At 70.9% G+C, this 14,667-nt stretch carries 11 protein-coding genes; 6 read left to right on the top strand and 5 right to left on the bottom strand.

The window, feature by feature from the left end:
- Positions 1-76 precede the first annotated feature (76 nt).
- Positions 77-601, bottom strand: coding sequence for a winged helix-turn-helix domain-containing protein (locus O7616_RS23260; RefSeq protein ID WP_282303924.1), 525 nt, complete (start codon positions 599-601; stop codon positions 77-79).
- Positions 602-884: 283 nt separating this feature from the next.
- Between O7616_RS23260 and O7616_RS23255 the strand changes: the two genes are divergently transcribed.
- Positions 885-5,267 carry a S8 family serine peptidase gene (locus O7616_RS23255; protein WP_282303923.1) on the top strand — a complete coding sequence of 1,461 codons (4,383 nt, stop codon included), beginning with the start codon at positions 885-887 and terminating at the stop codon, positions 5,265-5,267.
- 131 nt (positions 5,268-5,398) lie between these two features.
- On the opposite strand, the gene O7616_RS23250 is transcribed toward O7616_RS23255, so the two are convergent.
- Positions 5,399-5,995, bottom strand: a complete 597-nt coding sequence (locus O7616_RS23250; RefSeq protein WP_282303922.1) for a winged helix-turn-helix domain-containing protein — start codon at positions 5,993-5,995, stop codon at positions 5,399-5,401.
- A gap of 269 nt (positions 5,996-6,264) precedes the next feature.
- Here O7616_RS23250 and O7616_RS23245 point away from each other — a divergent pair, with 269 nt between their 5' ends.
- From O7616_RS23245 to O7616_RS23230, 4 genes are read left to right on the top strand one after another with little or no spacing between them, the layout of a single operon-like run.
- On the top strand, positions 6,265-7,245 hold the full coding sequence (locus O7616_RS23245) for a phosphatase PAP2 family protein (protein WP_282303921.1): 981 nt from the start codon (positions 6,265-6,267) through the stop codon (positions 7,243-7,245).
- A gap of 16 nt (positions 7,246-7,261) precedes the next feature.
- Entirely contained in the window at positions 7,262-7,957 is a 696-nt protein-coding gene (locus tag O7616_RS23240; RefSeq protein ID WP_282303920.1) for a response regulator transcription factor, read from the top strand.
- Positions 7,954-9,411: a HAMP domain-containing sensor histidine kinase gene (locus tag O7616_RS23235; RefSeq protein WP_282303919.1), complete on the top strand. Its 1,458-nt coding sequence runs from the start codon at positions 7,954-7,956 to the stop codon at positions 9,409-9,411. Before O7616_RS23240 ends, O7616_RS23235 begins: the two co-directional genes overlap by 4 nt.
- Positions 9,408-9,965 (top strand): hypothetical protein, encoded by a 558-nt coding sequence (locus tag O7616_RS23230; protein WP_282303918.1) that lies wholly within the window; start codon positions 9,408-9,410, stop codon positions 9,963-9,965. The genes O7616_RS23235 and O7616_RS23230 overlap by 4 nt, the downstream gene beginning before the upstream one ends.
- Before the next feature lie 18 nt (positions 9,966-9,983).
- Here O7616_RS23230 and O7616_RS23225 read toward each other — a convergent pair whose 3' ends face one another.
- The 3 genes from O7616_RS23225 to O7616_RS23215 are packed head-to-tail and all read right to left on the bottom strand — an operon-like array spanning position 9,984 to position 13,284.
- The gene (locus tag O7616_RS23225; protein ID WP_282303917.1) at positions 9,984-11,006 is read right to left on the bottom strand and encodes a D-alanine--D-alanine ligase family protein; all 1,023 of its coding nucleotides are present in this window, start codon (positions 11,004-11,006) and stop codon (positions 9,984-9,986) included.
- Positions 11,003-12,145 (bottom strand): alanine racemase, encoded by a 1,143-nt coding sequence (gene alr / locus O7616_RS23220; protein ID WP_282258906.1) that lies wholly within the window; start codon positions 12,143-12,145, stop codon positions 11,003-11,005. The genes O7616_RS23225 and alr overlap by 4 nt, the downstream gene beginning before the upstream one ends.
- Positions 12,142-13,284 (bottom strand): acyltransferase, encoded by a 1,143-nt coding sequence (locus tag O7616_RS23215; protein WP_282303916.1) that lies wholly within the window; start codon positions 13,282-13,284, stop codon positions 12,142-12,144. Before O7616_RS23215 ends, alr begins: the two co-directional genes overlap by 4 nt.
- A 149-nt stretch (positions 13,285-13,433) precedes the next feature.
- Here O7616_RS23215 and O7616_RS23210 point away from each other — a divergent pair, with 149 nt between their 5' ends.
- Positions 13,434-14,306, top strand: a complete 873-nt coding sequence (locus tag O7616_RS23210) for an LLM class F420-dependent oxidoreductase (protein WP_269679329.1) — start codon at positions 13,434-13,436, stop codon at positions 14,304-14,306.
- Positions 14,307-14,667: the final 361 nt, after the last annotated feature.

Raw genomic sequence — 14,667 nt, 5'->3', positions numbered from 1 at the left:
GAGACGTCAGCCCGCCCCGTGTCCCTGCTGATCTTCAGGTCGTACCCGACCCTTGATCAGTTCATGGGTCGGGGCGTCAGGCGCGTTCGACCCGGGCCTGCTGGTGGTCGGTCAGCCGCAGCCCGACACCTCGAACGACGTCGATGGTGGCCCGGGTGCCGAGGTCGTGCAGCTTGCGGCGCAGCCGCTTCACCAGCGACTGCACGTCCGCCTTGCGCTCGCGCCCCTCGTCGCCCCAGACCGACCGGTGCAGCTCCGCGTAGCTCCAGACCCGGACCGGCTCGGTGATCAGGCAGGTCAGCAGGTCGTGTTCCAGCCGGGTGAGGTCGACCTCGCGCTCCCCGCAGCGGGCGCTCGACCGGGCGGAGTCGATGACCAGCGCGGTGGCCGACTCGGCTGCGGCCGCGGCCATCTGCCGCGGGGTGGCGATCAGCCGGCGTAGCTCGTCGAGGTCGGCCACGAGCAGCAACGGAGCGATGCCGTCGAGGCGCTCCGCGAGCCGGATGCGCTCGGCCGGCGACGACGTCACCGCGATCAGTAGCGGGAACGGCTCGTCGGCCGGGCCCTCCCTGTTCGACGTCGCATCGTCGTCCTCGGCCACAGCACCGCCCGGGATCGATGGGCATCCCTGCCCGGCTCTCGTCATGGTCCTGACAATGATTGGCAAAGCGCGTCACCGGATCAGCAACTCTTAGCGACAAGTTGCTCACGGCAAGTTCTTGATCGTCCTTTCTTCTCGATCATAGTGTCCACTCGGGCAACCGGCGTGACCCGCGCGGTGCATGGGGAGGTCCACCCATGGCCCATCTTCACCCTGGGTCGTTCTGAGGGAGGCAGCACCGATGTTCAGACGTCCACAATGGCGGCGCACAGCCAGATCACTGGTGAGCGCCGGTGCGGCGGCGATCCTCGCCGCGACATGCTTCGCCACCGTCGGGTCGGCAGCGCAGGCGGCACCGGGCGGCGGCATGCAGGCGGGCGCCCCGACCGGCGACAAGATCCGACCCGAGCTCGCCAAGCAGCTACAGGCCAAGAGTGAAGGGGACTTCTGGATCCGGTTCAAGGACCGGGCGGACCTCAGCAAGGCCAGCGCCATCAAGGACTGGTCGAAGCGCGGCACCGCGGTCGCGGACGCCCTGCGCAAGACCGCCGCCGCGAGCCAGGGCAAGATCCGGGCCGACCTCGACAGCTCCGGCACCCGGTACCAGACCTTCTGGGCCACCAACGCGATCAAGGTGAGCAGCGGCTCCCTGGCGATGGCCCAGAAGTTCGCCGGTCACTCCGAGGTCGAGGGCCTCTACGCGCCGGTCGCCTACAAGGTGCCGGAAACCACCAAGGGCACGGACGAGAAGACAGTGAACGCCCTCGAGTGGGGCATCGCCAACATCAACGCCGACGACGTGTGGGCCCAGTACGGCGTCAAGGGCGAGGGCATCACCGTCGCCAACATCGACACCGGCGTGCAGTTCAACCACCCGGCGCTCGTCAACTCCTACCGTGGCAACAACGGCGACGGCACGTTCGACCACAACTACAACTGGTTCAACGCGGCCGGCGCCACCGGCGCCTGTGCGACCGCCCCCTGTGACGGCGACGGCCACGGCACGCACACGATGGGCACCATGGCCGGCTCCGACGGCGCGAACCAGATCGGCGTCGCGCCCGGGGTCACGTGGATCGCGGCGAACGGTTGCTGCCCCAGTGACGCCGCTCTGATCGAATCCGGCCAGTGGATGCTCGAACCGCTGGACCTCAACGGCCAGAACGCGGACGCGAGCAAGCGTCCGAACATCATCAACAACTCGTGGGGCACGCGGGACCCGTCCAACGAGCCGTTCATGGAGGACGTGACGGACGCCTGGGCCGCGTCCGGGATCTTCGGCACCTGGTCCAACGGCAACAGTGGGCCGGCGTGCCAGACGAGTGGTTCGCCGGGCAGCCTCGCCAGCAACTACTCGACCGGCGCGTACGACGTCAACAACAACGTCGCCGGCTTCTCCGCCCGCGGCGTCGGGCAGAACGGTGAGATCAAGCCCAACATCTCGGCCCCGGGCGTGAACGTCCGGTCGAGCATCCCGGGCAGCGCGTACGGCAGCATCAGCGGCACCTCGATGGCCGCGCCGCACCTCGCGGGCACGATCGCGCTGCTCTACTCGGCGGCGCCCTCGCTGATCGGTGACGTCGACGCCACCCGTGCGCTGCTCAACGGCACGGCGATCGACAAGGCCGACGACCAGTGCGGCGGCACCGCCGCCGACAACAACGTCTACGGCGAGGGCCGCCTGGACGCCCTCGCGCTGCTCGACGCGGCCCCGACCGGCGACATCGGCACCCTGGCGGGCACGGTCACCGACGCGGCCACCGGCGCCCCGATCGCCGGCGCGACGGTGACGCTCACCGGACCGGCCGCACGGGAGTTGACCACCGGCGCCGACGGCAAGTACTCGACCCAACTGCCCACCGGTGACTACCAGGTCGCCGTGGCGGCCTTCGGCTACGGCGGCACCACGAAGACGGCGACCGTCGCCAAGGGCGCGATCACCACGCTCGACGTCGCGTTGACGCCGGTGCCCAGCGTCAACGTCACCGGGTCGGTCACCGACGGCTCGGGCCACGGCTGGCCGTTGTACGCGAAGGTGACGGTGACCGGCGTGTCCGGCGTCTACGACTACACCACCCCGTCGAACGGCCGCTACAGCATCAAGCTGCCGGCCGGGCAGACCTACACCCTGAAGTACGAGTCGCAGTACCCGGGATACCAGACCGTCACCAAGCAGGTGGTGGTCGGCGCGGGTAACGCCACCGCGAACGTCGCCGTGCCGGTGGACACCGACACCTGCACCACCGCCCCCGGCTACACGTTCGGCTCCGACGGTGAGTACGAGACGTTCGACGCCCCGACCACCCCGGCCGGCTGGACCGTCGTGGACAACGCGGGCAGCGGCCAGGTCTGGAAGTTCACCGACGACGGTGACCGGGGCAACCTGACCGGCGGCAGCGGCGGCTTCGCGATGATCGACAGCGACGACTACGGTGCGGGCACCAGCCAGGACACCTCCCTGGTCAGCCCGGTGGTCGACCTGACCGCCGTCACCGCCCCGGTGATCCGGTTCAACCAGGACTTCAACCAGCTCAACGACGACACCGCCGACGTCGACCTGAGCATCGACGGTGGTGCCACCTGGACCAACGTGCTCCGGCAGGAGACCGACGTCCGGGGTCCGAGGGTGACCGAGATCCCGATCCCGCAGGCGGCCGGCCAGGCGCAGGTGCAGGTCCGGTTCCACTACTACGACGCCTCGTACGAGTGGTGGTGGGAGGTCGACAACGTCCTCATCGGCAGCCAGATCACCTGTGTGCCGCTCGACGGCGGTCTGGTCGTCGGCAACGTCCGCGACAAGAACGACGACAGCTACGTCAACGGTGCGACGGTCACCAGCAAGGACCGGCCCGCCGAGAAGGCCGTCACCGTGGCGACCCCGGACGACCCGGGGCTGGCCGACGGCTTCTACTGGATCTACTCGTCGCTGACCGGCGCGCACGATTTCACGGCGACCGCCGGCAACTACGTCAGCCAGACCAAGTCGTTGGACGTCGAGGCCGACTGGGCGACCACCGCGAACTTCCAGCTCGCGGCCGGCCGGCTGTCGGTGACGCCGACCGAGCTGAGCGCCACGCTCCAGATGCCCAACGGCAAGGCGAGCAGGACGTTCACGGTGACCAACACCGGTGGCGCGCCGGTCGAGGTCAAGTTCAGCGAGCGGGACAACGGATTCGAACTCCTGCGGGCGGACGGGTCCACCGTCACCCGGCAACAGGTGCTCGGCGGCAGCGGCGCTCCGGAGCAGCGGCTCACCGTACCGACGTCGTTCGCCGCCAAGGCGTCCGGCAAGGAGGCCAAGGCCACCGCCGCCGCGACCGGCCCGCAGGCCGCGCCGTGGACGGACATCGCCAACTACCCGGCGAACGTGATGGACAACCGGGTGGTGAACCTGGACGGCAAGGTGTACTCGATCGGGGGTGGCGACGGTAGCGCCTCCACCACCAAGAACTACGCCTACGACCCGGCCGCCCAGACCTGGACGGCGATCGCCGACCTGCCGGGCGCACGCAACGCCCTGACGGTGGGCGTCGTGCAAGGCAAGATCATCGCCAGCGGCGGCTGGGGCGACGAGGGTCCGGACGCCGCCACCTGGTCGTACGACCCGGGGGCCGACACCTGGACCGAGCTGGCCGACAACCCGGCACCCCGGGCCGCGGCCGGTCAGGGCGTCGTCGACGGCAAGCTGTACGCGGTCGGTGGCTGCACCACGGCCAACTGCACGCCGATGTCGAACAGCGTCGTCCGGTACGACCCGGCCACCGACACCTGGGCGACGATGGCCAACTACCCGAAGTCGGTGGCCTTCGCCTCCTGCGGCGGGATCGACGGCATCCTCTACTGCACCGGTGGCAACGACGGTTCCGCCGCGCAGAAGTCCAGCTACGCCTTCGACCCGGGGGCCGACACCTGGACCGCGATCGCCGACGCGCCGGCCGACAACTGGGCCAGCTCGTACGCCGTGGCCAACGGCAAGCTGCTCGTCGTCGGTGGTTCGCAGGGTGGGGCCATCAGCAACGCCGGCTTCGCCTTCGACCCGGCCGCCGGCTCGTGGTCCAACCTGCCGAACGCCAACACCGCCCGTTACCGGGGTGGCGCGGCTTGCGGCTTCTACAAGATCGGCGGTTCGTCCGGCAACTTCAACGCGGCGGCCAACAGCGAGGTGCTCCCGGGCTTCGAGGGTTGCGCCGAGTCGGCGGCCGACGTCAGCTGGATGACCATCGACAAGTCGTCGGCGACCCTCGCACCGGGTGCGAAGGTCACGGTCACCGTCGGCCTGACGGCGGACGTGGACCAGCCGGGCACCTACTCCGGCTCGATCGGGATCACCGAGAACACGCCGTACTCGGTGGCGCCGGTCGCGGTGACCATGACCGCGAACCCCCCGAAGACCTGGGGGAAGCTCATGGGAACGGTCATCGGCAGCAGCTGCCAGGGTGCGACCTCGCCACTCGCCGGGGCGGTCGTCCAGGTCGACTCGTGGGCGGCGTCGTACACCTTCGCCACCGACGCCGAGGGCAAGTACGCCTACTGGGTGGACCGCCGCAACAACCCGCTCACGATGATCGTCGCCAAGGACGGGTGGAAGCCGCAGACCCGCCAGACGAGGATCAACACCACCACTCCCACCGTGGAGAACTTCGGGTTGGTGCCGATCAAGTGCTGACGCCCGAGCGGTAGCGCACAGTCCGGCCCGCCTGGTTTCGACCGGGCGGGCCGGACCCTGTTCGGGGATCAGACGGACAGGGCCGGACTTGAGAGGATCAGACCGGACAGGGCCGGTCCGCGTTGAGAAAATCAGACCGGGGCGAGCCGGAAGCCGACCCCGCGTACCGAGTGGATGGTCGTCGCGGCGTTGAGTCTCGCGAGCTTTCCGCGCACCCGGCGGACCACCGAGTGCATGTCGGAGCCCCGGCCGAGGTGCCGGTTGCCCCAGACCTCCAGGTGCAGACGCTCGTAGGTCCAGATCTGCCCGGGCGCGTCCACCAGACAGAGCAGGACGTCGTGCTCCAACCGGGTCAGGTCGATCTCCTGGTCACGCCACCGCAGCACCCGGCGGTCGGAGTCGACGGTCAGGTCCGGTGGCGGCTGCTGCGGGCTCGGCACCACCTCGGCGAGCACGGCTGCGGGCTGCGGGGCCGGGCCGAGCGCGGCTGCGGATCGTGGGGCCGGGGCGAGCGCGGTTGCGGACTGTGCGGCATCGGCGAGCACCGGCCCGTCCTGCGGGATCACCGCCGGAGTCGTCTCGACCACGCCGAGAAACTCTCGGGCCTGCCGGACGGTCGAGACGATCAGAAAGGCGTCACTGCCGCCGAGTAGCCGCGCCAGTTGTCGGCGCTCAGCCGGTGAGGACGCGATGCCGATGACCAGGCTGTCGACTGGAATTCCCTGCATTCCCCCAACCCCTTCCGGTTCCCCAGCTCACTCCGGATGGATTTCTCGCACCGACCACCGAGACATCGATCGGTGTCCTGACCCTAGTGGTGGCTGATCTCGGCGGGGTAAAACATAGTTGCATGTAAGCATCTGAATGCTTCTGCTCCGTCGAGGCCCACCGGCCCTTCCGACGACGATCCGCCTCCCGCAGGCGGCGCGGGCAGTTGTGACAGAACCAAGACAATCCCAGTACGGCACCCGGACGTGCCGGGACGAGCATGGCCGACATGACCATCGGATCGTCGTACCCCGTGGGGCGGTCGACGCCCGGCCCGCCGCCGGCGCGACCCCGGCCACCCGCCGGCGCGGCGGTGACGTCGGGTCTTCGGCTGCTCGCGGCGGCGCTGGGTGGTCTGCTCGCATTGGCGCTCACCGCTGCCGTCTTCGTCCGGACGTACCCCGGTCAGTGGCTGGACGGTCTGCTCCTGCCGCGCGCCGAGCGGGGTGGGGGATACGAGCAGCAGACCGTCCTGGTGGGGCCGGCCAAGGCCGTGCTGGCCGGCTTCGGCAGCCCGAGCCTCCTCGTCGCCCTGCTCGGCGCGGTGCTGCTGGTGGGTGTGCTCCGCCGCCGACTGGTGGCGGGGGTCGTCGGTGTGGGAATGGTGGTCGGCGCGGTGGTGGCGGCCGGCGCGCTGAAGTCGGCGCTGCCCCGCCCGGATCTCCAGATCGAGAGTTCGACGACCCACAACAGCTTTCCCAGCGGCCATGTGGCGGCGGCGACGGCGCTGCTGCTGGCGTTCATGCTGGTGCTGCCCGGTTGGGCTCGACGCTTTCTGGCGGTGCCCGGTGCCGCCGGTGTCTCGGTGATCGCCTCGGCCACGATGATCGCGGGCTGGCACCGGTTCAGTGACGTGCTCGGCGGCGTACTGCTGGGGGTGGTGTTGTTCTGCCTGGCCGCCGCCGCGTTGACGGGCCTGCGGGGGGACCGGGACGTGGATGCCGGACCGGACGGCGGGAGCCTGTGGCGCCGGTTGGGCGAGATGGCGGTGAGCCTGGCCGCGCTGGTCTGGGCACTCGTGGTCGTGGTGCCCTCGCTGGCGGCCTCGGTGCAGCGCGGCGCGCTCGTCGCCATCGTGGCGGCGGGTGCGACGACGATGTTCCTGGTGGGTTCGGTGGTGTTCCTGGTGCGGTCGGCGGACTTCGTGGTACCGCTGCGAGCCGACCGTGCCGGGCGGCCGTCGCCGACCGATCACCAGAAGATCTCATGATGGGATACTTGACGACATGTCCCAGGTCCTGCTGATCGAAGACCACCAGACGGTGCGCGACGGGCTTCAGTTGGCGCTCACCCGACAGGGCCACACGGTGCACGCGGTGGAGACCGGGGAGCAGGGGTTGGAGCGGCTGCGCACCACCGCGTCCGACGTCGTGGTCCTCGACCTGATGCTGCCCGGGATGGACGGGTTCGAGGTCTGCCGCCGGATTCGGCAACTCGGCGACCTGCCGATCATCATGCTGACCGCGCGCAACGACGACATGGACGTGGTGGCGGGGCTGGAGGCCGGCGCCGACGACTACGTGGTCAAGCCCGTGCAGGCCCGGGTGCTCGAGGCGCGGATCCGCGCGGTGCTCCGACGGACCGGCGGCGAGTCGCGCCGCGCCGGTGGCGAGCGGCCCGGCCTGGAACAACACGGCGCGCTGACGATCGACCGGGCCGCGCTGGTGGTCAGCAAGGACGGCGTGCCGGTCGGCCTCGCCCCCACCGAGCTGCGTCTGCTGCTCGAACTCTCGCACACGCCGGGCCAGGTGCTCAGCCGCCAGCAACTGCTGGAGGCCGTCTGGGAACACGGGTACCTCGGCGACTCGCGGCTCGTGGACGCCTGTGTCCAGCGGCTGCGCGCCAAGATCGAAGTCGACTCGTCGACGCCGGTCTTCATCCAGACCGTGCGTGGTTTCGGATACCGGTTCGGGCCGCTGTGACACTGTGGCGCCGCGCCGGCACCCGGGTCTCGGGCTTGCGGGTCCGACTGCTCCTGGCGTTCGTGCTGCTCGGCGTGACCACCGCGGCCGTCGTGGCCAGCGGCAGCTACGTCCAGGCCCGGACGGTCATCCTGCAACAGGCGCAGGACGCCGCGGTGAGGTCGCTGACCGACCAGCTCAGCAAGTACTACCCGATAGCCCAGTTGCCGCCGACCCAGGACGACCTCGACATCCTGGCCCAGCGTCTCTCCGACCGGGACACCACCACGGTGGTCGTCTACCGCGACCTGCGGTCGCCGAATTTCGAGGTGGCCGACGCGCTCACCCCGGAGCTGCGGCAGGAGGTCGGCGACGGCCGGATCGCCTGGCAGCGGGTCGCGCTCAACGGGGAACCCAAGCTGCTCATCGGCACCCAGTTGGCGCTCGAACGACCCGACGGCACCTCCCGACCGTCCGGGCTGGAGGTGTACTCGATGCGCAGCCTCCTGCCCGAGCAGCAGAGCATCGACCAGCTCGCCACCCGCGCCTGGCTGACCGGAGGGCTGTCGCTGGTCCTCGCGGTCCTGCTGGCCCTGTTGGCCGCCGGCAGCGTGCTGCGACCCGTACGCGAGTTGGGCCGGGCCGCACGCCGCCTCGGCGAGGGCGACCTGACCACCCGGCTGACCGTCCGGGGCGTGGACGAGCTGGCCGATGTGGCACGGACCTTCAACGACACCGCCGGGACGCTGGAACGGCAGGTGGGGGAGCTGCGACGGATGGAGTCCGACGCACGCCGGTTCGTGGCGGACGTCTCGCACGAACTCCGTACGCCGTTGGCGGCGATGACCGCGGTCACCGACGTGCTCGACGAGGAGGCGGAACACCTGCCCGGGGACGCGGGCCGCGCAGCCCGGCTGGTCAGCCGGGAGACGCAGAACCTCACCCAGCTGGTCAACGACCTCATCGAGGTCAGCAGGTTCGACTCCGGAACCGCCCGGCTCGCCCTGGACGACGTGGACGTGGCCGCCGCGGTGAGCGCGACCCTGCGCATCCGCGGCTGGACCGACCGGGTCCGCGCGGAGCTGCCGCCCGGTGTCGTGGCCCGGCTCGACCCCCGCCGGCTGGACGTCATCGTCGCCAACCTGGTCGGCAACGCCCTGCGGCACGGTGCCGAGCCGGTGTCGGTGCGCCTGAGCGCCGACGAGGACTGGGTCACCGTCGAGGTGGCCGACCGGGGGCCGGGACTGGACCCTGAGGTGTTGCCGCACGTCTTCGACCGTCTGTACAAGGCCGACACCGCCCGAACCCGGTCTGAGGGCAGCGGCCTCGGCCTCGCCATCTCCTGGGAGAACGCGCGCCTGCACCGCCACGGTGAGCGGCGGGGAAGTCTCGTCGCCGGAAACGACCCCGGAGGCGGCGCGGTGTTCACCCTCCGCCTGCCCCGGGACACGGCGGACGACGGCGGTGCCCGGTGACCGGCCGGCGGACGGGCCGCGCTCTGGTCGTCGGCGGGCTGCTCGTCGCGGTGCTCACGGCGGGGTGCGGGGTCCGGCCCAGCGCCGTCATCACCGGTCGCGCCGCGGTCAGCGGCCCCACCGAGGGCATCGGGGTCTACCTGCTCGCACAGGGCGAACTCGCGCTGGTCCTCCGCCAGCCGAAGGCGACCCAGGCCGGTGCCGCGCCCGTGGTGACCTGTTCACCGGCATCCTCGGACGGCTCGTCCTGCCAGCCGGCCCAGGCCGTCGCCCTGCTCGCGGCGGGTCCGAGCGGGGAGGAGCGGGCCAGCGGCCTGACCAGCGAGGTGCCCGCCGGGCTCGTCCCGGTCACGGTGACGCCGGACGGGCGGGGATTCGGCCTCACCGTGACGACGACAGCAGCGGTACGGACGTTGTCGGCCGACGCGGTCGACCAGATCATCTGTACGGCGACCGACGCCGCCGCCCAGGTCGGCCTGATGAGCTCTCTCGTCCCGGTGACCATCGTCGGACCCGACGGCACCCGGCCGCCTCGGCGGTGCCCGGTCAGGTGACCGGGCACCCGCCACCGCTCACACCAGGTCGGCCACCCGCGTCGGCCGGGGAAGACCGCCGTGACGGCCCCGGTCCTCGTCGGCCAGCGCGCCGTCGATCAGGATGTCGATCAGGTCGACGAACCCGAGGCCGGCCTTCTGCCAGATCTGCGGGAACTGCGACGCGGCGGTGAAACCGGGGAACGTGTTCACCTCGTTCACGATGGGCTCGGGCGACCCCTCGGCGGGCAGGAAGAAGTCCACCCGTAGCAGCCCACGGCAGTCGAGGGCGTGGAAGGCGCGGATCGCGCGGTCCTGGAGGACCTCGGTGGTCGCCGCGTCCAACGCGGCGGGGATCTGGAAGATCGCGCCGCCGTCGTACTTCGCGTCGTAGTCGAAGAAGCCGGCACCGGTCACCCGGATCTCCAGCGGCGGACCGGCCTCCACCCGGCCGTCCGGGTGCTGCAGGACCGCCACGTCGATCTCCCGACCCCGGGCCCCCTGCTCGACGAGCACCTTCGGGTCGACCTGTCGGGCCCGCTGCAGCGCGGCGGGAACCCCCGACCAGTCGTCCACCTTGACGACGCCCAGGCTGGACCCGGCCCGCGCCGGCTTGACGAAGACCGGCAGGTCCAGACGTCGCCGGTCGTCAGGCGACAGGTCCTCGCCCGGCCGCAGGGTCACCCCCGGGCTGACCCGCAGCCCCTCGGCGGCGAGGAGTCGTTTGGTGACGCCCTTGTCCATACCGGCGGCGCTGGCGAAGACGCCGTTGCCGACGTACGGAACCCCGAGCCACTCCAGCAACGACGCCACCGTGCCGTCCTCGCCGTACGGGCCGTGCAGGGCGGGGAACACCACGTCCTGGGCGCGCAGCACGCGCAACGCCGCAGGCAGTGGCGTCGGGCGTCCGTCGACGTGCCAGCCGCCGGCACGGTCGATGAGCACCTCGGTGACCTGGTACCGCTCACGGTCCACGTGGGCGAGGATGCTCGCCGCCGAGCGGCAGGACACGTCGTGCTCGCCGCTCTGCCCGCCGTACAGCACTGCCAGTCGGGTTGTCATGAAATCCGTGCCCTTCCGTGGTGGTGGTCGCGGGCCACCCGGGCCCCGATGCCGGTCAAGATCTCGTGTGGGTTGGTGTCGGCCCAGCGGGCCCATTCGACGACGGTCGGTGGGTTCCGGTCTGCCTCGGTCGGACCGAACACCACGACCGGGTCACCGATCGCCACGGGGAGGTCCCCGACGTCGACCACGCACTGGTCCATGGCGATGCGCCCGACGATCGGGCACCGCCGACCGGCGAGCCACACCCAGGCGCGGCCACCCGCGGCGCGGGGGAGGCCGTCGGCGTACCCGAGCGGCAGCAACGCCAGGGTGGTCGGTGCGCCGGTCACGTGCTCGGGCCCGTAGGAGACGCCGGTGCCGGCCGGCACCCGTTTGACGTTGACCACGCTCGTCCGCACCGTCATCGCGGCGTGCAGCCCGAACTCGCCCGGTCCGGTCGCGCCGAACGGGTCCACGCCGTACAGCGCGATCCCGATCCGGCAGATGTCGAAGCGGGTCCGGGGCGCCGACAACGCGGCCGCCGAGTTGGCCAGGTGGACCAACTCGGGGTCGAGGCCGGCCGACCGCGCGACCCGCAGCGCGTCCTCGAAGGCCGTCACCTGGCGGTTCAGCTCGGGAGCGCCCGGCACGTCCGCGTCCATGAGGTGGGACCACACCCCACGCACCCGGATCCCGCCCTCCCGTTCGTACTTGCGAGCCCAACCGACCAACTCGGGCCAGTCGTCCCCGGCGGCCCCGTTGCGGGACAGACCGGTGTCGGCCTTGAGCTGCACCATCGCCGGTACGCCGAGCAGGTGGACCGCGTCGGCGACGGCGTGCAGGTGCGTCGTCGTCGACACGCCGACGTCGACACCAGCGTTGATCAACTTACCGAAGTCGTCGGTCGGGCTGTGCAGCCAGCTCAACGTGGGCGCGGTCACACCCGCCTCGCGCAGGGCCAGCGCCTCGCTCGCCGACGTCACCCCCAACCAGCTCGCGCCCGCCCGAAGCGCCGCCCGGGCCACCTGCACCGCGCCGTGGCCGAACCCGTCGGCCTTCACCACCGCCATCAGGTCGGTGCCGGTGACCGACGCGATCGTCCGCACGTTGGCGGCGATCGCGTCGAGGTCGACGAGCGCCTCGGCCAGCGCGCTCATCGGGCCGCCTGCGCGCGCCGGGGGCCGGGCAGCGCGAACAGCCAGCCCGCCCGGACCGCCAGCAGGCCACGGTGCACGGCCAGGCTCAGGCCGATCACCAGGCCGGTCAGCAGAATCGGGTATCCGAGCACGATCAGGTCCTGAGCGGACGCGCCCAGCTCGGAAACCGGTACGAGCGTCAGCCGGTGCAGCAGCGCCAGGACCGGCATGTGGACGACGTAGATCGGCAGGGTGATGCGGCCGAGACTAGCCAGCGGTCTGCTGAGTGCCGACCAGCGAGCCAGCCTGGCAGCGGCGGTTATGCCGAAGATCACTGCCACGACGGAGACCGCCGGCCACACACCGAACCACTGCTGCGCGCCGGCCGCCGCCATCGCGGCGAGCGCGAGGACGTAGGCCCCCGAGGTCAGCAGCAGACGGCGTCGGCTGGCGGTGTCGGCCCACCGCTGGATCTGCGGTCGCAGGTACAGGCCGGCGAGGAAGAACACCAGGTTCTGGTAGAGGCCGCCCCGGTTGCCCGGTGTGTCGAGCAGGCCGGCGGCGGCGACCGTGGACAGCACCGCGGCGGGTACGAGCACCAGCGCCCGGGGGGCCCGACGGGTCGCCTTGGCGATGGTGAAGTACACCGCCAGGGCGTACAGGTACCAGAGGTTGGACGGCGTGATGGTGAGCTGCTCCAGCACACCGAGGGCGGAGGTGGCGCGGTCGGTCGGGAGTTGCGGGGCGGCGGCGAGGATCGCGGTGTGGATCAGCAGCCAGAGGGTGTACAGGTAGAGGAACCCGGCGACCCGGCTGCGGGCCACGACCCGCCAGGGTCGTCGGGCGGCGTTCGCCGCGAAGACGCCGGAGATGGTGAAGAACAGCGGCATCCGCAGCGGGAGGAACTGCTCACCCAGCGTCCCCCACAGACCCGGCACCGGTACGCCGACGTGCCAGTCGATCTGTAGGTAGTCCTTCACGATGACGTGCCACAGGACGACGAGAACGATGCAGGCGCCCTTCGCGGCGTCGGCCCACTCCGCCCGCTGCGATCGTCCCTCCGTGCGGGTCGTCCCGGTCCGGTGCCGGTGGCGGAACCGGACGCGCGTCTCGTCGGGCGGCAGCTCGGCGACCCGGGACCCGGTCAGCTGTTGGATCATTCATCGCAAGGTGCCAGCCGGATATCCGCACGTGATCCACGGATTGTCATGAACCGGTAATAGAGGCTGCCGGACCCGACTCGCAGGCAGCTCCGAGCCGCCCCGTGCTGCCGCCGGACGGGACTAGGCTCGTTTCGGAGGTGCCGACCATGAAGCTCGGACTGCACTACTGGAACTACTCGACCCCGGCCGACCCGACCGCCATCGCACCGACGTTGGCGGAGACGGCCACCACCGCCGAGCAGGCCGGCGTCGCGTCGTTCACGGTGATGGACCACTTCTTCCAGATGGACGCGGTCTTCGCGGCCGAGGAGCCGATGCTGGAGGCGTACACCACGTTGGGTTTCGTCGCGGGGCAGACGCAGCGGATGACACTGGGTGTGCTGGTCACCGGCGTGATGTACCGCTACCCGGGGTTGCTCGCCAAGACCGTCACGACCCTCGACGTGCTCTCCGGCGGGCGGGCCCGCCTCGGCATCGGCGCCTCCTGGTACGAGCGGGAGCAACTCGGGCTGGGTGTGCCGGTAGTCCCGGTGGCCGAGCGGTTCGAGCGGTTGGAGGAGACGCTGCGCATCTGCCGGCAGATGTGGAGTGCCGACGACGGCCCGTTCAACGGCAAGCACTACCAGCTCGCCGAGACCATCAACTCGCCGCAGCCGTTGAGCCGGCCGCACCCGCCCATCATGATCGGTGGTGGGGGTGAGAAGAAGACACTGTTGCTGGTGGCCCGCTATGCCGATGCCTGCAACCTGTTCGGTCGCGGTGGGATCGACGACGTCGCCCGCAAGCTGGACGTGCTGCGCGGGCACTGCGCCGCCGAGGGCCGTGATTACGACACCATCGAGAAGACTGTGGTCGCCTCCCGGGCACCGCTGGACGACGTCGACGCGTTCCTCGCCGAGGTGTCCGAGTACGCCGCGCTCGGCGTGAGCGAGGTGCAGGTGACACCGGATCGGCACCCGGTCGAGTTCGCCCAGCGCCTCGGCGACGAGGTGTTGCCGCGGTTGGCCGACGTCGGCTGATCCCGCTCGACCGCCCCGGCCCCGAATTGCTTCCGGTCTAGCGTTGCCCGCCGTGCTCTCCGACGCACAGATCATCGAACAGGCCCTGGACCGGACCGAGGCAGGGTACGTCTTTCCGGAGAAGGTGGTGGACGTCGACGCCGCGATCCGGCGCCGTCTCGCGGCAGGTGAGTACGACGACCTGGCCGGGCCGATTCCCGTGGACCATCGGTGCCTGAGGTTCCGGAGTGGACCCTTGATCCACACGGGTGCGGCGAAAAGGCGGTATCCGAGTGCCGGGGACACCCCCACATCGGCGAAACGGAGTGGATCAACCCGCAGACGGGCGAGGGCTGCCCTCCCGCTGGAAGGCAGCCCTCGC

The organism is Micromonospora sp. WMMD964, assembly GCF_029581455.1.
Classification (GTDB): Bacteria; Actinomycetota; Actinomycetes; order Mycobacteriales; family Micromonosporaceae; genus Micromonospora.
The sequence above is the reverse complement of the archived record's forward strand: the minus strand, read 5'-3'. Positions and strand labels throughout refer to the sequence as shown.

What these genes read in the sequence shown, in the direction of transcription:
- O7616_RS23250 (WP_282303922.1), bottom strand. Translation starts at nt 5,995, where the DNA reads ATGCAGGGAATTCCAGTCGACAGCCTGGTCATCGGCATCGCGTCCTCA.
- O7616_RS23245 (WP_282303921.1), top strand. Translation starts at nt 6,265, where the DNA reads ATGACCATCGGATCGTCGTACCCCGTGGGGCGGTCGACGCCCGGCCCG.
- O7616_RS23240 (WP_282303920.1), top strand. Translation starts at nt 7,262, where the DNA reads ATGTCCCAGGTCCTGCTGATCGAAGACCACCAGACGGTGCGCGACGGG.
- O7616_RS23225 (WP_282303917.1), bottom strand. Translation starts at nt 11,006, where the DNA reads ATGACAACCCGACTGGCAGTGCTGTACGGCGGGCAGAGCGGCGAGCAC.
- alr (WP_282258906.1), bottom strand. Translation starts at nt 12,145, where the DNA reads ATGAGCGCGCTGGCCGAGGCGCTCGTCGACCTCGACGCGATCGCCGCC.
- O7616_RS23215 (WP_282303916.1), bottom strand. Translation starts at nt 13,284, where the DNA reads ATGATCCAACAGCTGACCGGGTCCCGGGTCGCCGAGCTGCCGCCCGAC.
- O7616_RS23210 (WP_269679329.1), top strand. Translation starts at nt 13,434, where the DNA reads ATGAAGCTCGGACTGCACTACTGGAACTACTCGACCCCGGCCGACCCG.